The following is a 16388-nucleotide window of genomic DNA, read 5'->3' on the forward strand; positions in this document are numbered from 1 at the left end:
CATCGAGATAGTCCTCGACGCACAGCATCGAGGGGGTGTTGATGGTTTCGCCCTTGAAGATGCCCTCGATCAGCTTGCCGCCCGAGGTCAGTCGGAAGATTTTCGGCAGCGGCCACGAAGGCTTGTAGGTCTCCAGCCGCTCGACGGCACGAGGCGACAGGATGAGCATGCCGTGTGCGCCCTCGCCGCCCAGCACCTTCTGCCAGGAGAAGGTGACGACATCGAGTTTTTCGAAATCGAGCCTCTGTGCGAAGGCGGCCGAAGTCGCGTCACAGATGGTCAGGCCCTTGCGGTCCGCGGGAATGAAATCGCCGTTCGGCACGCGCACGCCGGACGTGGTGCCGTTCCAGGTGAAGACCACATCGCGGTCGCAATCGATCTTTGTGAGGTCCGGCAGTTCGCCATAGCCGGCTTCGATCTTGCGCACGTCGGCGAGCTTCAATTGCTTGACCACGTCGGTGACCCAGCCGGAGCCAAAGCTCTCCCAGGCGACCATGTCGACGCCGCGCTCGCCGAGCAGCGACCACAGCGCCATCTCGACGGCGCCGGTGTCCGACGCCGGCACGATGCCGATGCGGTAACCCGCCGGGACCTGGAGAATTTCCCGCGTCAGCTCGATCGCCTGTTCGAGCTTGGCCTTGCCGATCTTGGCGCGGTGGGAACGGCCGAGCGCAGCAGCTTTCAGCGCCTCGACCGACCAGCCGGGACGTTTTGCGCAGGGACCTGAGGAAAAATTGGGGTTTGCCGGACGGAGTCCGGGCTTCGTATGCGTCGTCATCGTGGTCTATCCTTCCAGATAGTGGCCCCTCGTTGGGGAGGGGTGGCCCACTCCGGGAAATACAGAAACGGCCGGAAAAGCGCAATAGGGAAATGGATTTGTCAGCGACATCGCGGCCGGAACGAGTGGGCACACCGCCAGGATATGTCCGCAAGGGAGAGGCGAAAAGAAGGGGATTTCCCCGAAAAACGCGACAGCCCGAATGCAAAGTGCCCGCCACCTTTCGGCAACGAGCACTTTGTTGGAAGAGCGTTTGCGGCGAATCTAGAACCTTACGATGATCCCCGCAGTGCCCTTCAGCGCATGGCTGCCTTCGAAGCTGGACGAGGCCAGCGCCTCGCCAAACAGGGTATATTTGCCGCCGGCCCATTTGTAGGTGCCACCCAGGCCGAGTTCGCCGCCGAAGCGCTGTGGCTCGAACGAAAGGTCGACCCCTGAGACGGCGACCGAAGTGCCGTTGAGGAACTCGTAGGTCAGGTTGGCGATGCCATAGATATGGCTTCCGGTCGCCTGGACGTCGTAGTTCAACGCAGCACCCAGCCGGCCCTTGAGGCTGTCACGCTTGCGCAGCGACACATTTGCGCCGAACGGATCGGTGAAGGCGTCGAAATCGACCGAGGCATAGGCAAGCTGCGCCTGCGGGGTCAGCGACCAGGCGCCGTCGAGCCCAATCTTGCGTCCCGCCTCCAGGCTGAGCGCATAGCCGTTGCCATCAATGCCATCGCCGATCTTGCCGATGCCGGCGGCGTTCATGTCGCTGCGCAATGTCGCGAACTGGGCCTGTCCATCGACATAAAAGCCATTCTCGCCATACCAGGTCAGCGTGGCGCCGACGCCATAGCTGACGGTGGTGTTGCCGCCGTCGCCGAGGCTTGAGAAGATGTCGGCGTTGGCGCGTGAATATTGCGCCGTCAGCCCGGCGACCAGCCTGCCGGCCGCCGTTTCCGAAAGCTGACCGTCGATGCCCGCCTGCACCAGCGTAGTATCGACGTCATAGGAAGCATCAGCGCTGGACGCATTGGCCTCGACATGGCCGTGCGCGCCTTCGATACGGGTCCAGATGGCTTGCTGGCCCGTCTCGGCTCCGCCATCGAGCACGGTACGGCGGCGGTCACCGACGCGCTGCTCAAGCGTCGGTAGCGCAATCATCCCCAGCAGGACCTGCGGGTAATTCTGGTAGACCGGCGTCGTCGGCGCAAGGCTGGCGGCGCGCAGATACCAGTCGCCGTCAGTCGTATTGGCGAGGCCGTTCTGGAACAGCTTGTAGCTGTAGGCGCCACCGATCGCCGGGCCGTTGAGCACGAAGGCGTCGGCCGCCGAGGTGCCATCGACCTGGACGATCTTGATGCCGTCGGCTGTTGTTTGCGCACCCCGGCCGCCGACGTTGAAGACGTGCACCTGAGTTGTGCTGGTACCCAGAATGCTGTTGCCGGTGATGATCAGGAGGTCAGTCTGCGAGCTGTCGCCGGCAAGGACGGTCTCAATTTCAAGCGCGCCGCCATTGCTGGTATAGGTGCCGTCCACCATCAGCGTGCCGAAACCGTCGATGCCGGGTGCGATGACTCCGCCGAGGTGGTTGGTGGTGGCGCCGACGGTGCCATTGCCCTGCAGTCGGCCGCCCAATACATCCATGGTGCCGCCTAGCGTGCCGTTCACGGAGAGTGTGCCGCCTTCGACGCGCGAAGACCCGGCAAACAGCGAGCTGTCACCGGTGAGCATCTGCTGACCGTCGGCAAGAACGAAGCCGCCATTGCCGGCGAAGTCGCCGGAGAAGGTGTCGTTGGCTTCCGTAAGTGTCAGCGTCTGGTTGCCGAACTCGACGGTGCCCGCACCCGCAAGCCGCTTGATCGATGCCCCGTCGGCTACGCCAGAAATATCCAGCGTGCCATCGACAACCGCACGGCTCGATGCAGCGATGCTGCCCGTGCCGCTCAGCGCCAGCTTGCCTGCCGACACGGTCGTTTCGCCCGAATAGCTGTTGTCGCCGGTCAGTTCCAGCGTGCCGCCGCCGGTCTTGGTCAGGCCACCGGCACCGCTGAGAATGCCTGACGCCGTCAGCGTGGTTGCTGCCGCTGTGTCGATTTTGCCGGTTGTATTCAGCGCCATGCCACGGTTCGTGGTGAAACTGGCCGTCGTCTGCAGCGTGCCGCCGTTGAACATAAGCCCGCTTGCGGCGTCACCGAGGCTGCCATCCCCGGCAATCGACAACGTACCGCCACTCAGCGTCCAGGGCGTCAACGCCGATGTGACGCCGGTCAGCACCCAGGTGCCACTGCCGGTCTTTTCGAAGCTGCCGAAGCCACGATATTGCGCGCTGTTACCGATGGAGGCGGCGTTGAAGCTGCCGTTGCCGGCACCGCCGAGGGTGAAGCTATCGGCGGCGCTGAAGGCCTGGACATTGCCTGTTATGAGCGAGGTCGACCACAGTTCGAGCGAGTTGACCCCGCCAGTGAAGGTGATGGCATTGACCCTGCCACCGCCGGTAGTCGCGCCGCGGGAGATCGTGCCGGCATTCAGCACCGAGACGTTGGCACCTTTGATGCCGGCCCCGCCGGAGGATGCGGCGACACCAAATCCGCCAATGCCGGCTCCATTGAGGCCGGCGGCCCCGCCGGTAATCGATGCCCCGGCATTGTTGACGACCGTGCCGCCATTGATCAGCCGAATGCCTTCGCCGCCGCTGCCGCCCGCACCCGTCGGAAACCCCGCGCGCCCATCGCCCCCCTTGCCACCGAGCAACGTGCCACTGTTGGTGATCGTGCCGCCGCCGGTGACCAGGAGGGCTGCCGCGCCACCGCCGCCGCCGCCCTGGCCGGCCAGCAGGCCACCGGCGCCGCCGGTAACTGTGCCCAAGGCGTCGATCGTGACATCGGCGGAAGTGAACACGCCGACGCCACCGCCACCGCCGCCGCTGGATGAGCCGGCTGATCCGCCCGCGCCGCCTTTTACCGCGCCGCCCGCCTGCACGGTCAGATCCATCGTCGTGGACAGGCCGACGCCACCGCCGCCACCGGCGATCCCGGAGCCAAGGTTGCCGGCGCCATTGCCCCCGGAAACCGCCCCACTGACCGTTGCCAGACCAATGGCACCGGCCCCACCGTTGGTCGGACGAGTGGCGCTGACGCCGCCGAGCAATTTCGCATTGCCTCCGGCCTGGCCGTTGCCCGTCGTCAGGTCGGTCGCGCCGCCGCCGCCGCCTGTGATGGACGCACCAGCCGGGCCTTTCGTACCCTCGGCCTCGGCCGCCGTGCCGTCGACACCGCCCGCACCACCTTTGACGCCTGAGGCGGTGGAAATGCCCTGCCCGCCGTCTGCCGCATAGGCGCCTTGCGGCATTGCGACACCGCATGCCAGCAGCGCCGCGACCGAGACAGCACCAAGCAATGGCGAAGAAAAACCTCGGCGACTTAGAAAATTATAGCCATCTAATACAGAGGATATGCCCGAATCAGATTTACGATTGTTCACGAGAAAACCCCAGATTCGCCATTAAAGCTGTACATAAACCACTATGGACACATATGTACGGAATTATATATTCCGCCAGCGGTTAAAAATAGCTGACATTGTAAGGCACAGGGCCGAACGACGGCCCCACGATGACGGTGGCGCGAGCCAAGGTGGAATACGAAGCACTGGAGCCTAGCCGACGCATCCGCAAGGCCGGGCCAGGCCGGTGTTCGACGAGAGAGTTTTTTGAACGGATAGGCATGGCTACTCCCTGCCGGAAGCCGCCTTGAAGGCTCCGGATTCGATATTCAAATACGAGCCTTCCTGTCAGGGATTGCGGGGCGCATACGGCAGGCTGCCGCACAGCCTGCCCCCTCCGTCATGCCCGCCGCGCCCGGAGGGTAGCGTGGAACCGGACGAGTGACCGTAGCGCCATGTCTCATTTATCCACGCACTATGTCTCATCTCACCAGGCAAACCCCGGCTTGAGCACCAAGCCATTGAGGCGGCAGGAGAATCACGATAGCGCTACACACCGTGAACCTGCCGGCCACGGCAGTGATCCAGCCTGTCACAGCAAGTGTATTCAGCGCCTCGGCGCACATGGACGAGGCCTATCGTGCAGGAGGGATTGCTCCTCTCTACGGATCTTGTTCAATCGGACCTGCGCACCGAATATTGGCGCGAGATCACGCGGCCGTTCTTCGAGACCACGCAGCATCCGGAAGGCAGCAATGCCACACTCGAAGGCTCCTTGAAGTCGCGGGCGATAGGCTCGCTGCTGATTGGGCCGACCAGCTTCAACCAGCAGCAATATCGCCGCGACCGACGCATCGTCCTGCAAGGCGGGCTCGACCAATATCTGGTCCAGCTGTTCATCGCCGGTACGCTTGAAGGCGACTGCGACGGCCAGTCGATTTTGGTCGGTCCCGGCGACATTTGCGTTTTCGATCTCACGCGGAATTTCAAAAGCCGGGTGCATGAGGGCGCGACCATATCCATCGTGCTCCCGCGCGAGCGGGTGGACAAGGCAGCGGGTGGACGCAGCCTTCACGGCGTGGTGCTCAGGAAAGGCGCTCCCCTTACGCGGCTTCTGGCGGATTTCATCGTCAGCCTCTCGGATGTGTCGGCGGAAATGGAACGCGCCGACGCGCTGGCCATGGAGGACGCGGCAATGGAACTGCTTGCTTGCGGGCTTGCGCGCCAGCTGCCCGACGGCGCCACGAGTGATCCCGCCCTCGCCCAAGTGCTGCGCCGGCGCGTGCTGGATTTCATCGATGCCAACCTGACCGAGCCTGAGCTTGGCCCAACGCTGCTCATGCGCCGCTTCAGGGTTTCACGCGCCCATCTCTATCGGGTGTTTGCCGCCGATGGTGGCGTCGCCAGGGTCGTGAAGGAAAAGCGGCTGGATGCGGCGTGCCGCGAACTCATGCACATCGGCGGTCTGTCCCGCTCGATCATCGAGATCGCCCACGGGCTGGGCTTTTCGAGCAGCAGCCAGTTCCTGCGCGCCTTCCGTGCCCGTTTCGACATGACGCCGAGTGACGTTCGGCAGCAAAGGGAGGAACTCGCCGGTCAACGTCTCGCGCATGTGCAGGCACACTTTGCCGAATACTCACAGCAGCTTGGCTTGATGAACAGGCTGGGATGACGCACACGCGATTGCCGATCCAGCGCATTTATCGGTTCATCGCCAGACCTCCGAGACGCAGGAAGAATGCTGACCATCAGAAAAGCAAACGGCGAGCCAGAGGCTCGCCGCTACAAATGCCGTCTTCTAACACCGCTACCAGAGGTCGTATCGCAGCCCGAGCTTGACCGACTGATAGTTCACCCCCTTGTGGATGCCGAAAGCACCGCCGTCATAGGCGACATATTTCATGCCGGGTACAGCAAAGTATTCGTAGCCGAGGTCGACCGACACATTTTTTGTCACCTGATAGGAAAGCCCCGCGGCTAGGGAATAGGCAAAATCGTAGCTTGACTTCGATGTTACGGCTCCCTCGTAACCGGCCGGATCGTCGCAATTGAACTGTTGGACAGTCTGTAGGCCGCCGGCCGTGCTCGTGGTGGTTGTCGGAACGCAATCGCGCGCGCCAATCGCCCTGCTGAGTTTGCTGTACGCCAACCCGACACCGCCCCCGAGATACGGCGTGATCCCCACATAGGTACCTAGGTCGACATAGCCATTGGCCATCAGGCTATAGGCCTTGTTGTTTGCAAAGTTCGTTCCCCTGCAAGGCGGTGGCGGAGCGGCAGCGGCATTGGTCTGGCTGACAATGGTGCTGGTTGCGATGCTTGTTACCGTTGTCGTGATGGAGCCATCGCAAGTCGTCACCAGTTCATCGCCGAACTTGTTCGATGGCAGGATGCCGAAGTTTAATTCAGCCCGCAGATAGTCGTTGAAATGATAGCCCATGCCTACACTGCCATCGAACAGGGTGCTGCTCGATGAGAAGCCCGAAGCGTCTTGATGATTGTCGAAAGGATGGCTGAAGGCGTAGCCGATATCGCCGCGCAGATACCAGCCGGAACCGACCTCGACCGGGACATAGTCGGGCGCCTGGTCGACATAGATCGGCGGATCGTAGTCGGCTGCGTGCACGGGCGTCAGCGGTGCCAGGGCGAGTGCGACAAGCGCCATACGCAATGTGAGTTTCATGGTCCCCGACTCCCGAATTTGGCGCCGCAAGCATTGCAACGGCGGCCATCGTTTCAAGGAGCATTGTTAACCATAGTGGTTAAGTGCCGGTTAAGGCTAACGGAGCGTTAGCAGATTGATTTTCAAGAATTTCATCCGAAACGCACAAACGAAAACCGCCCGGTCGATGCCGGGCGGTTCGCGAATTTTCAGGCAGTGCAAGTGTTACTTCGTGTAGATCGGCTCGGGTTCGGGCTGGTAGGCCACGACCGGCGCGGCGCAACCATTGTTGCCGCCGAACTGATAGCGCAGGCCACCGCGTACTTCGTGCGTGTTGATGCCACGGTCGAAGCCGGGGCCGGAGCTGCCCACATTCCAATCGAACATGCGGCCGCCCTGGATATGGGAGAAGCGGTAGCCTGCATCGAGGATGATCTTGTCGGTTAGGCAGTAGGAAGCGCCAGCCATCAGAGCGTAGGCGAAACGCCAGCTGGATCTGCCGGGATTGGTCTCGGTAGCGCCCGGCGTCGGGTCATAGACTGTATCCCATTTGACATGCGCGCCGCCGATGCCAGCGCCGACGTAAGGCGTAATGCCATGATAGGTACCAAGATCGGCATATGCATTAGCCAGGAGCAGGAGGGCGCTCATTTTCGACGACTCAGCCGACGTGACAATGACCGGCGAACCGCCAGCCGTGCCAGTTGTCTGACCGTTGAAGTTCGACTTGAACCAGTAGTCGGCGGTCAGGTCGGTGCGGAAATGGTCGTTGATCTTGTAGCCGACGCCGGCGCCGAGCGAGAAACCGCCCTTGAGCTTGCCGAAATCGAAACTCTGGCTGCCGGGTGTGACCGTACAGTTACAGGGATCGACGGTGTAGGTCATGTAGTCGATGCCGCGCACGGTCGACTTATGATAGTCGATGTCGCCGCGGATGTACCAGCCGCCAACTTCGGCCGGCTGCTCGTAGACGGCCGGAGGCGGAGCCTCTTCGACCACCGGCTCCGGCAGGTCGGCTGCGAACAACGGTCCTGCCAAGCCCGCGAACAGTAAGGCGAGCAGGACCTTTCTTGCTGTATTGAACATGCTTGTCACCCCTGAGAAGTTCGGAACGGCCATCGCGTCCGAATGCAATTGGCTTTCAGTCGTGGATAATGAAGTGCAAAGGTTAAAAGGCGTTTAACCCTGTTGCTTAACCACGAATCTCGAAACTTCGAGGGATCGGCGCATGGTTTTCGAAATCCCGGAGCACCCGCCGGCGAACGAAAAAAGCCCGCCAGGAGGGCGGGCTTTGAACTGGTGAAGCTGTATGCGGCGACGCCCTGCCGGGCGCGCTGGGATCAGGCGGCGCTGCGCGTTTCCGAGATGATGTCAACGATGCCATTGACGACGGACTCGACCAGTTGCGGGTCGTCGCCCTCGGCCATCACACGGATCAGCGGCTCTGTACCGGAGGGCCGGATAACCAGCCGCCCGGCCTTGCCGAGGCGGTGACGGGCGTCTTCGATGGCTGCCTTGACCGGCGCTTCCTCGAGCGGCTTGCCGCCGGAAATATGGACGTTCTTCAGAAGCTGCGGCACCGGTTCGAACTTCTTCGACAATTCGCTGACCGGCCGCCCCTGCCGCTTGATGCAGGCCAGCACCTGCAGCGCCGAGACGAGGCCGTCGCCGGTGGTCGAAAAGTCAGACAGCACGATATGGCCCGATTGTTCGCCGCCGACATTCAGCCCATGCGCGCGCATATGCTCGACGACATAACGGTCGCCGACCTTGGTGCGGTGCAATTGCAGCTTCATGTCGCCGAGGAAGCGCTCGAGGCCGAGATTGGACATGACCGTCGAAACGACGACGCCGCCAGCAAGCCGCCCGCTCTGGTGCCAGGATTCGGCAATCAGCGCCATGATCTGGTCGCCATCGACGATCGCCCCGTTTTCATCGACAATGACGACGCGGTCGGCATCGCCATCGAGCGCGATGCCGATGTCGGCGCGCACTTCGTGCACCTTCTTCTGCAGGCCGGCGGGATGGGTCGAGCCGCATTCCTTGTTGATGTTGAAGCCGTTGGGCTCGACATTGATGGCGACGACTTCGGCGCCCAGTTCCCACAGCGCCTCGGGCGCCACCTTGTAGGCCGCGCCGTTGGCGCAATCGACGACGATCCTCAAGCCGGAGAGTGACATCGAGCGCGGCAAGGTGCGCTTGGCGAATTCGATATAGCGGTCATGCACGCCGTCGACGCGCTTGGCGCGGCCAAGCCCGTCGGAATCGGCGAGCGTCAGTTCGATATCCTTGTCGAGCATGCTCTCGATGCGCTCCTCGATCTCGTCGGAGAGCTTGTAGCCGTCGGGTCCGAACAGCTTGATGCCGTTGTCGTAGTAGGGGTTGTGCGAGGCCGAGATCATGACCCCGATATCGGCGCGCAGCGAACGCACCAGCATGGCAACCGCCGGCGTCGGGATCGGGCCGAGCAGGAACACGTCCATGCCGGCGGCACAGAGACCGGCGACCATGGCATTCTCGATCATATAGCCGGAAAGCCGGGTGTCCTTGCCGAGCACGACGCGGTGGCGATGGCTGCCGCGCTGGAAGGAGAGGCCGGCGGCCATGCCGACCCGCATCGCAATTTCCGCGGTCATCGGAAACTTGTTGGCGCGCCCGCGAATGCCGTCCGTGCCGAAATAATTCCCTGCCATGCTAGCCAGTTTCCTCGACGTTTCTTCCCCGGCACGTCATGCCACAATTGGCCAGGGCGCTATGATCACAGTGTGTGATTATATGTTACCAATCCTTAGAAAATCATTGTTGTGCACTGCACACAACATGGCTGCATCCTAACATGCTGAGACTGCCATGCTGCAATATACCAGTCATGCGAGCCTCTCAGCGCAGATGCACCTGGAAAATCTTGCTCTGAAGCTGGCAACGGGCAACGATTTCATCACCTTATCGGGAGAAGACGGCTTTCGGCGATATATACGCCACTTAGCATCTGGCGCAACCGATCGTTGAGCGTTATTGATTCGCCGGGACGTATCATGGGCTGCTGCAACGGAGAAACGCTATGCTCATCCACCGACTTGCCACTTTGACCGGCCTCGCCGTCGCGACCTTGTTCCTGGCCGCGCCAGCCAACGCACTGACGATGGCCGAGTGCAGCACGAAGTACAACGCCGCCAAGGATGCGGGGACACTCGCCGGGGCGACCTGGAACCAGTTCCGCAAGGCCCAGTGCGGCACCGACGCTGCGGCCACGACCGACGCCAAGCCAGCCGATACCAAGAAAGCAACCGACACCAAGAAGGCTGCCGAGACGAAACCGGCCAAGGCGGCCAAGGCAGCCGCTGCGGCGGACGACAGCACGGCCAAGGGCCTGACGGCGAAGGAATGCAGCACCAAGTACCAGGCGGCGAAGGCTGCCGGCACGCTGAACGGCATGAAGTGGAACGACTTCCGCAAGTCCGAATGCGCCGCCGGTGCATCCGCCGCTGCCGCCGCCAAGCCGGCAACCACCAAGGCTGCCGCGGCGCCCGCCGACAATGGCGGCAAGGGTCTGAGCATGGCCGAATGCAGCACCAAGTATCAGGCTGCCAAGACGGCCAACACGCTGAAAGGCATGAAGTGGAACGACTTCCGCAAGACCGAATGCGGCGCCGGCGCATCGGATGACGACACCGTGCCGGCCGCCGACGAGGCGAGCTACACCAAGGAGCCGGCGAAGCCGACGACGGCTGCGCCCAAGGGCGTCACTTTCCCCTCTGCGATCTCGGCGAAATATGCCAGCGAGACCCCCGGAAAAGGCCGCATGCATACTTGCCTTGACCAGTACTATGCCCTCAAGGACGCCAATGCGCTTGGCGGCCTGAAGTGGATCCAGAAGGGCGGCGGCTTCTACAGCCTGTGCAACGCCAAGCTGAAGAGCTGAACGACAACAATATCTGAACAAGAAAGAAGCCCGCGAGCCGCAAGGTTCGCGGGCTTTTTTCTTGGGCGACGTTCAGGACAGGCCGTTTGCAGGGAGGCGCCATCGGCAAAGCTGCCAATCTCCCTCCCCGTGGGGGAGATGCCCGGCAGGGCAGAGGGGGGCGCGAAAGATCGCTGCCTTTCTGGCTTGGGTTCCTCGCGCCTCATGAAAGGGGGAGAGTGCCTCAGCGAAGCCAAGACGGAGAGAAAAGCAAGGATAACAGTCCGAACGAAAGTCCGCCCAGCAGAAGGGCCGGCCTGAGATGTCGGCGGGACAGCGCCCCCCTCTGTCCTGCCGGACATCTCCCCACACGGGGGGAGATTGGCTGCCACGCCGGCTTTCGCCAACTTGCCAGCGTTGCAGGATGGGCGCCTGCATTGCAGTTGGGCAATTGAGGAGCAGCGCGCTGGGTCCGCGACAACTGGGCGGCCTTAAGCGAGGCAGACCGCCAGCAAGGCCTCTATAAACAAAAACGCCGCGGATCATGCCGCGGCGTTTCTAAAAATCAACCTGCTTGGTCGAACTCAGCTCGACGGCTGCGGTTCCATGCCGCCTTCGGGCTCCGGGCCCTTCTTGCGGCGGCCACCGGACTTCGGCACAGCCGAGCCGCGGCTCGGCGGCGTGTCGTCGCCAAGGTCGCGCGCGGGCTTGTGGCCGGCGATCAGCTGCTTGATCTCCTCGCCGGACAGCGTCTCGTATTCGAGCAAGCCCTGCGCCAGCGCAATCCATTCCTTCTTCTTCTTGGTCAGGATGGACTTGGCCGAGACATAGGCCTCGTCGATCAGGCGGCGCACTTCGGCATCTATGATCTGAGCCGTCTCTTCCGAAACGTTTTGCGTACGCGCCACCGAATGGCCGAGGAACACTTCTTCCTGGTTGTCGCCATAGGCGACATGACCGAGCTTGTCTGAGAAGCCCCAGCGCGTGACCATGGCGCGCGCCAGCTTGGTCGCCTGCTCGATGTCCGAGGACGCGCCCGAGGTGATGTTTTCCTTGCCGAACTTGAACTCCTCGGCGACGCGACCGCCCATCATGATGGCGAGCCGCGAGATCATGTATTTGTAGCTCATCGAATAGCGGTCGCCTTCCGGCAACTGCATGACCATGCCGAGCGCGCGGCCGCGCGGGATGATGGTGGCCTTGTGCAGCGGATCGGCCGACGGCACGTTGAGCGCGAGGATGGCGTGGCCGGCCTCGTGGTAGGCGGTGAGCTCCTTCTCGGCCTGCGTCATGGCCGACGAACGACGCTCGGCGCCCATCATGATCTTGTCCTTGGCGTCCTCGAATTCGGCCATGGTGACGAGACGCTTGTTGCGGCGCGCCGCCATCAGCGCGGATTCGTTGACGAGGTTCATCAGGTCGGCGCCGGAGAAGCCCGGCGTACCGCGCGCGATCACCTTGAGGTCGACATTGGGCGCCAGCGGCACGTTGCGCACATGCACCTTGAGGATCTTTTCGCGGCCGACGATGTCGGGGTTCGGCACCACAACCTGGCGGTCGAAGCGGCCTGGCCTGAGCAGTGCAGGATCGAGCACGTCGGGCCGGTTCGTGGCAGCGATCAGGATGATGCTTTCGTTGGATTCGAAGCCATCCATCTCGACCAGCAACTGATTCAACGTCTGCTCGCGTTCGTCATTGCCGCCGCCGAGGCCGGCGCCGCGATGACGGCCGACAGCGTCGATTTCATCGATGAAGATGATGCAGGGCGCGTTCTTCTTGGCCTGGTCGAACATGTCACGAACACGGCTTGCACCGACGCCGACGAACATCTCGACGAAGTCCGAACCGGAAATGGTGAAGAACGGCACATTGGCTTCGCCGGCAACCGAACGGGCGAGCAGCGTCTTGCCGGTTCCCGGAGGACCGACAAGCAGCACGCCGCGCGGGATCTTGCCGCCGAGCCGCTGGAACTTCTGCGGATCGCGTAGGAACTCGACGATCTCTTCCAGATCTTCCTTGGCTTCGTCGACGCCGGCAACGTCCTGGAAAGTGACGCGGCCATGCGCTTCGGTGAGCAGCTTGGCCTTGGACTTGCCGAAGCCCATGGCGCGCCCGGACCCGGACTGCATCTGGCGCATGAAGAATATCCAGACGCCAAGGATGAGGATCATCGGCAGCCACGAGATCAAGTAGCCGAACAGCGAATTGGAACCGTCTGTTTCAGGCCGCGCGTTGATGGTGACGTTCTTGTCCTGCAGCCGCGAGACCAGTGAAGGGTCGCCGGGCGAATAGGTCTGGAAGCCGCTGGCATTGTCGGTGTAGGTGCCGCTGATGCGAGCGCCTGCGATGGTCACTGTCTTGACCCGGCCCGCCGCGACATCCTGCAGGAACTGCGAATATGGCACATCGCTGGAAGCCCCCCGCGTCTGCGGCGTCTGGAACAGATTGAACAGGGCGATGAGCAGGACCGCTATGATCGCCCAAAGCGCGAGGTTGCGATAGTTCGGATTCATCAATTGTCCCGTTGGCGTCCGCCGGGCGGACACGCGTCATGAGAGGAAACTTGCGCCTAACATAGGGAGAGCGCCTCCCCTTGCCAAGCATAACAGCATGTCTGGGTTAAGCTTTCGCGCAACCATCAACCGGCACTGTGGCCGCTGAAAGGCAAGGGCGGCACCAGGGCCGCACCAATCAACCCGGCGACGACCCGCGCCGGCGCCAGATCGAAGGACGGTAGGAAGCGGGCAAAGGGCGCAACGACCGGCCGCACTTCAACCATCGCGGACGTCGTTCCATGTCCAGGCAAACCAAGGCATTCCCCGGCCTGCCACAACGCCGGCTCGGCGGCGAGCGCGGCGCGCATCAAGCTCGGCGGGGTTTTTCCTTCGCCAATCGCCAGCCGCTTCGCCGCTGTCCCGAACGGGGCGATCAACAATGCGCCGCTGCTGTCGTTCAATGTGATGCGCCGGCGGCCATCCCAGACGGTGCTGTCGGTGGCGGCAGCGGCGGCGGGCAAGCCGCGCGCCTCGCGGCGCAGGAAGATGCCGGCGCGCCGGAAATCGACAACCGTCCGCGACAATGTGGCGCAAAGAAATCCGGCCTTCAGCCGGCCGAACAGCGCCTCGCTGCGGGCTTGATCCGGCAGGAAGGCGATCCCGCCGGCCGTGGCCAGCAGGATGCGCAACGCATAGATGGTTGCCCGCTCGTCGCCGGCGCTCAACAAGCCCGGATCAAGACGAGTGAGCCCGCAGGCCGGCTGGGTCGCAAAATCGCCGATCAAGCTTGCGGCGCCAAGGCCGAGTTGACCGCGCGCACGGCTCTCATGCGCGGCCAGCGCCAGCGCATCGTCGATGCGCCGCGCACCGTCGCCGTCGGCAAGGGCTGCCCGCATGCGCGGCCGCTCGAAAGCCTCGTCGGCATTGGTTGGGTCGTCGGCCCAGCCGACATTTTGGCGGCGCAGGACATCGCGCAATGCCGCGCGCCGCATGCCAAGGAGCGGCCGCACGATCCAACTGCGCCAGTCATACAAGGTGGCCGGCGCCATGCCGGCAAGACCGCGGCCTGACAGTTCGACAAGACCTCGGCCCTCGTTCCGCGCCAACCCTTCTTCGCGCCCTTGACGCATCAGCACCGTTTCCGCCTGGTCGTCGGCGGTATGGCCGGTGAGGATCAGGCCGATGCCTTGCGCTTGTGCCGCTTCAGCCAGCAACCGGTAGCGCTCTTCCCGTGCCGCGGCGGGCAGACCCGTCGACGGCTTGGGACCCGACCATGTCACAATGCGGTGTGGAATTCCGTGTGTGGCGCACAGCTTGGCCACCGCTTGCGCCTCCGCTGCCGAACCGGACCGCAAGCCGTGATCGATCGTCACCGCCAGCAGCTTGGTTGCCGGCGCCGTGCGGTCGAGATGGTGTTTGAGAAGGAGGAGCAGGGCGGTCGAGTCGCTGCCGCCGGACACGGCCGCAACAGCGCCGCTGGTAAAATCGATATGCGAAAAAAGACTTGTCGAAAGATCCGGCTCGATGTCGAGCATAATGCCTGTCGCCCAAAAGTGGTCCCGGTTTTAGGACAACGACATGTATGACAAGGATTAGCAGGCAGCCAGAGCCTTCTCCTGCTTGACGCGTTCCTTGAGCGCACTGGAGATATCAGGGTAACGCTTGCCGACCTCGCTGAAGGTGGCGCAAGCAACGTCATGCTGCTTGAGGCCGACCAGCGACACGCCGAGCTTCAGCAACATGTCGGGAGCCTTCTTGGCCTTGGGATAATCCTTGCTGGCGGCAAGGAAAGTCTCGGCAGCGTCGCGGTACTTCTGCTGGCCAAGCAGCGACTCGCCCAGCCAGTAATGCGCGTCCGCCGCCTTCGCATCCTTGGGGAAGCGGGCAATGTGGTCGCGAAAGCCCTGCTCGGCGGTGCCATAGTCGCCCGAGAGGATGAACTGGTAGGAGTTGCGGTAGAGCTCCTCCGGGTCGTTGGTGGCGGGCAACGCCGCGACCACCGTATCGGATTTGCCGGCCTTGGCCGGGGCGCCGGTGGCTGGGGCGCTATCCTGCGCCGGCGCGGTCGCCTGCGTGTTGCCGCCGGCATCGATGACATTGCCGTTCTTGTCGACGGTGATGGTGCCGAAGGTTTTTTCCGGCGCTCCCGCACCGGGAATGACCTTGCCGGGGTCGCCATCGGGCGATTCGACGATGACGTCCTGGACCGTCTTGCCGCCTGCTGACTGATCGTTGCCGGGCGCGGCGCCGGCATCGGCCGGCGCCTTTGTTGCCGGGGCCGCTGCCACGTCGGTGTCGGTGCCGGTGGTGGCATCCGATTTCTTCTGTGCCGGCGGCTGTGCGCCTTGCGTGCCGCCGCCTTCAAGTTGCTGGAAGCGGAATTCGTTGTCTTCCTGCTGCTTGCGGATCTGCTCCTGCATCTGCAGGACCTGGAAATTGAGTTCCTCGATCTTGCCGTTCATCTGGCGCAGCTGCTCTTCCAGGCTGGTGACAGCGGCAGGATCGGACTGCACCATCTGGACCTGATCCGGCTTCTTCTTCTGGCCGAAAAGGCTGGGCAATTCGATGCTGGGCAGATGAAAGGAAAAGCCGCTGTCGGTTGGTTGCCCTGTACCGCTAGCCCCCAAGCCGCTAGCCAAGGCGGTGACGCCTGATAGGAGCAGCAGCGCAAGCGTGCCGCTCAGAACCGATCTCAAATGCATGTGCCTCTCGCCGTGATTTCGTTAGCTTGTTCGCGCCTTCCAATCAGAATGGGACCAGCCAAGCGCCCTCGGCTCATAGCAGGAGCCGAGACTTCGGCCAAATTTTGTTTCGGGCATCCGGATATGAAAAAGGCGGCCCCAGGGCCGCCTTTCACATAGATATGTTGCATTTTTGCCGCTAGACCGCCGCGCGTTCTTTTGACGCGCTGGTCGGCTGCACGATGCCTCAGGAACCGGCGCCGCTGAGCGTGGTGACCGCACGGCGATTCTGCGACCAGCAGGAGATGTCGTCGCACACCGCGACCGGACGTTCCTTGCCGTAGGAAATGGTCTTGAGACGGCTGGCCGAGACACCCTTGGCGACGAGGAAGTCGCGGGTGGCGGCAGCGCGGCGGGCGCCGAGCGCCAGATTGTATTCACG

At 62.9% G+C, this 16388-nt stretch carries 11 protein-coding genes; 2 read left to right on the top strand and 9 right to left on the bottom strand.

The window, feature by feature from the left end; translation table 11 throughout:
* Both EN993_RS17965 and EN993_RS17970 read right to left on the bottom strand, forming a co-directional pair.
* Window positions 1–778 (bottom strand): phosphoserine transaminase (locus EN993_RS17965; protein WP_127264457.1); only part of this gene is annotated, 778 nt, incomplete at its 3' end.
* Between the two features lie 264 nt (window positions 779–1042).
* The gene (locus EN993_RS17970; protein ID WP_164757701.1) at window positions 1043–4162 is read right to left on the bottom strand and encodes an autotransporter outer membrane beta-barrel domain-containing protein; all 3120 of its coding nucleotides are present in this window, start codon (window positions 4160–4162) and stop codon (window positions 1043–1045) included.
* 697 nt (window positions 4163–4859) lie between these two features.
* Here EN993_RS17970 and EN993_RS17975 point away from each other — a divergent pair.
* On the top strand, window positions 4860–5879 hold the full coding sequence (locus EN993_RS17975) for a helix-turn-helix domain-containing protein (RefSeq protein ID WP_164757702.1): 1020 nt from the start codon (window positions 4860–4862) through the stop codon (window positions 5877–5879).
* A 135-nt stretch (window positions 5880–6014) separates the two neighbouring features.
* On the opposite strand, the gene EN993_RS17980 is transcribed toward EN993_RS17975, so the two are convergent.
* From EN993_RS17980 to glmM, 3 genes are all read right to left on the bottom strand, one after another.
* Window positions 6015–6890 carry an outer membrane beta-barrel protein gene (locus EN993_RS17980; RefSeq protein WP_126066718.1) on the bottom strand — a complete coding sequence of 292 codons (876 nt, stop codon included), beginning with the start codon at window positions 6888–6890 and terminating at the stop codon, window positions 6015–6017.
* A 204-nt stretch (window positions 6891–7094) separates the two neighbouring features.
* Window positions 7095–7955, bottom strand: a complete 861-nt coding sequence (locus EN993_RS17985) for an outer membrane protein (RefSeq protein ID WP_109665444.1) — start codon at window positions 7953–7955, stop codon at window positions 7095–7097.
* Window positions 7956–8209: 254 nt separating this feature from the next.
* Window positions 8210–9562, bottom strand: coding sequence for a phosphoglucosamine mutase (gene glmM / locus EN993_RS17990; protein ID WP_127264460.1), 1353 nt, complete (start codon window positions 9560–9562; stop codon window positions 8210–8212).
* A gap of 368 nt (window positions 9563–9930) precedes the next feature.
* Here glmM and EN993_RS17995 point away from each other — a divergent pair, with 368 nt between their 5' ends.
* Window positions 9931–10791: a hypothetical protein gene (locus tag EN993_RS17995; protein ID WP_127264461.1), complete on the top strand. Its 861-nt coding sequence runs from the start codon at window positions 9931–9933 to the stop codon at window positions 10789–10791.
* A 563-nt stretch (window positions 10792–11354) separates the two neighbouring features.
* Here EN993_RS17995 and ftsH read toward each other — a convergent pair.
* The 4 genes from ftsH to EN993_RS18015 form a co-directional block, all read right to left on the bottom strand.
* Window positions 11355–13283 carry an ATP-dependent zinc metalloprotease FtsH gene (gene ftsH, locus EN993_RS18000; protein WP_109664787.1) on the bottom strand — a complete coding sequence of 643 codons (1929 nt, stop codon included), beginning with the start codon at window positions 13281–13283 and terminating at the stop codon, window positions 11355–11357.
* A gap of 125 nt (window positions 13284–13408) precedes the next feature.
* Window positions 13409–14800 carry a tRNA lysidine(34) synthetase TilS gene (gene tilS, locus EN993_RS18005; protein WP_127264462.1) on the bottom strand — a complete coding sequence of 464 codons (1392 nt, stop codon included), beginning with the start codon at window positions 14798–14800 and terminating at the stop codon, window positions 13409–13411.
* A gap of 57 nt (window positions 14801–14857) precedes the next feature.
* Complete coding sequence (gene ybgF, locus EN993_RS18010) at window positions 14858–15967, bottom strand: tol-pal system protein YbgF (protein ID WP_126066722.1); 1110 nt, start codon at window positions 15965–15967, stop codon at window positions 14858–14860.
* Window positions 15968–16193: 226 nt separating this feature from the next.
* Window positions 16194–16388, bottom strand: a 195-nt coding sequence (locus EN993_RS18015) for an OmpA family protein (protein WP_164757703.1), incomplete at its 5' end; no start/stop codon positions are given.

It is taken from the genome of Mesorhizobium sp. M7D.F.Ca.US.004.01.2.1 (assembly GCF_003997785.1).
GTDB lineage: Bacteria > Pseudomonadota > Alphaproteobacteria > Rhizobiales > Rhizobiaceae > Mesorhizobium > Mesorhizobium loti.

Excerpts from the sequence above, each read along its gene's own strand:
- ftsH (WP_109664787.1), bottom strand. The coding sequence starts at position 13,283 with ATGAATCCGAACTATCGCAACCTCGCGCTTTGGGCGATCATAGCGGTC.
- ybgF (WP_126066722.1), bottom strand. The coding sequence starts at position 15,967 with ATGCATTTGAGATCGGTTCTGAGCGGCACGCTTGCGCTGCTGCTCCTA.
- EN993_RS17995 (WP_127264461.1), top strand. The coding sequence starts at position 9,931 with ATGCTCATCCACCGACTTGCCACTTTGACCGGCCTCGCCGTCGCGACC.
- glmM (WP_127264460.1), bottom strand. The coding sequence starts at position 9,562 with ATGGCAGGGAATTATTTCGGCACGGACGGCATTCGCGGGCGCGCCAAC.
- EN993_RS17980 (WP_126066718.1), bottom strand. The coding sequence starts at position 6,890 with ATGAAACTCACATTGCGTATGGCGCTTGTCGCACTCGCCCTGGCACCG.
- EN993_RS17985 (WP_109665444.1), bottom strand. The coding sequence starts at position 7,955 with ATGTTCAATACAGCAAGAAAGGTCCTGCTCGCCTTACTGTTCGCGGGC.
- tilS (WP_127264462.1), bottom strand. The coding sequence starts at position 14,800 with ATGCTCGACATCGAGCCGGATCTTTCGACAAGTCTTTTTTCGCATATC.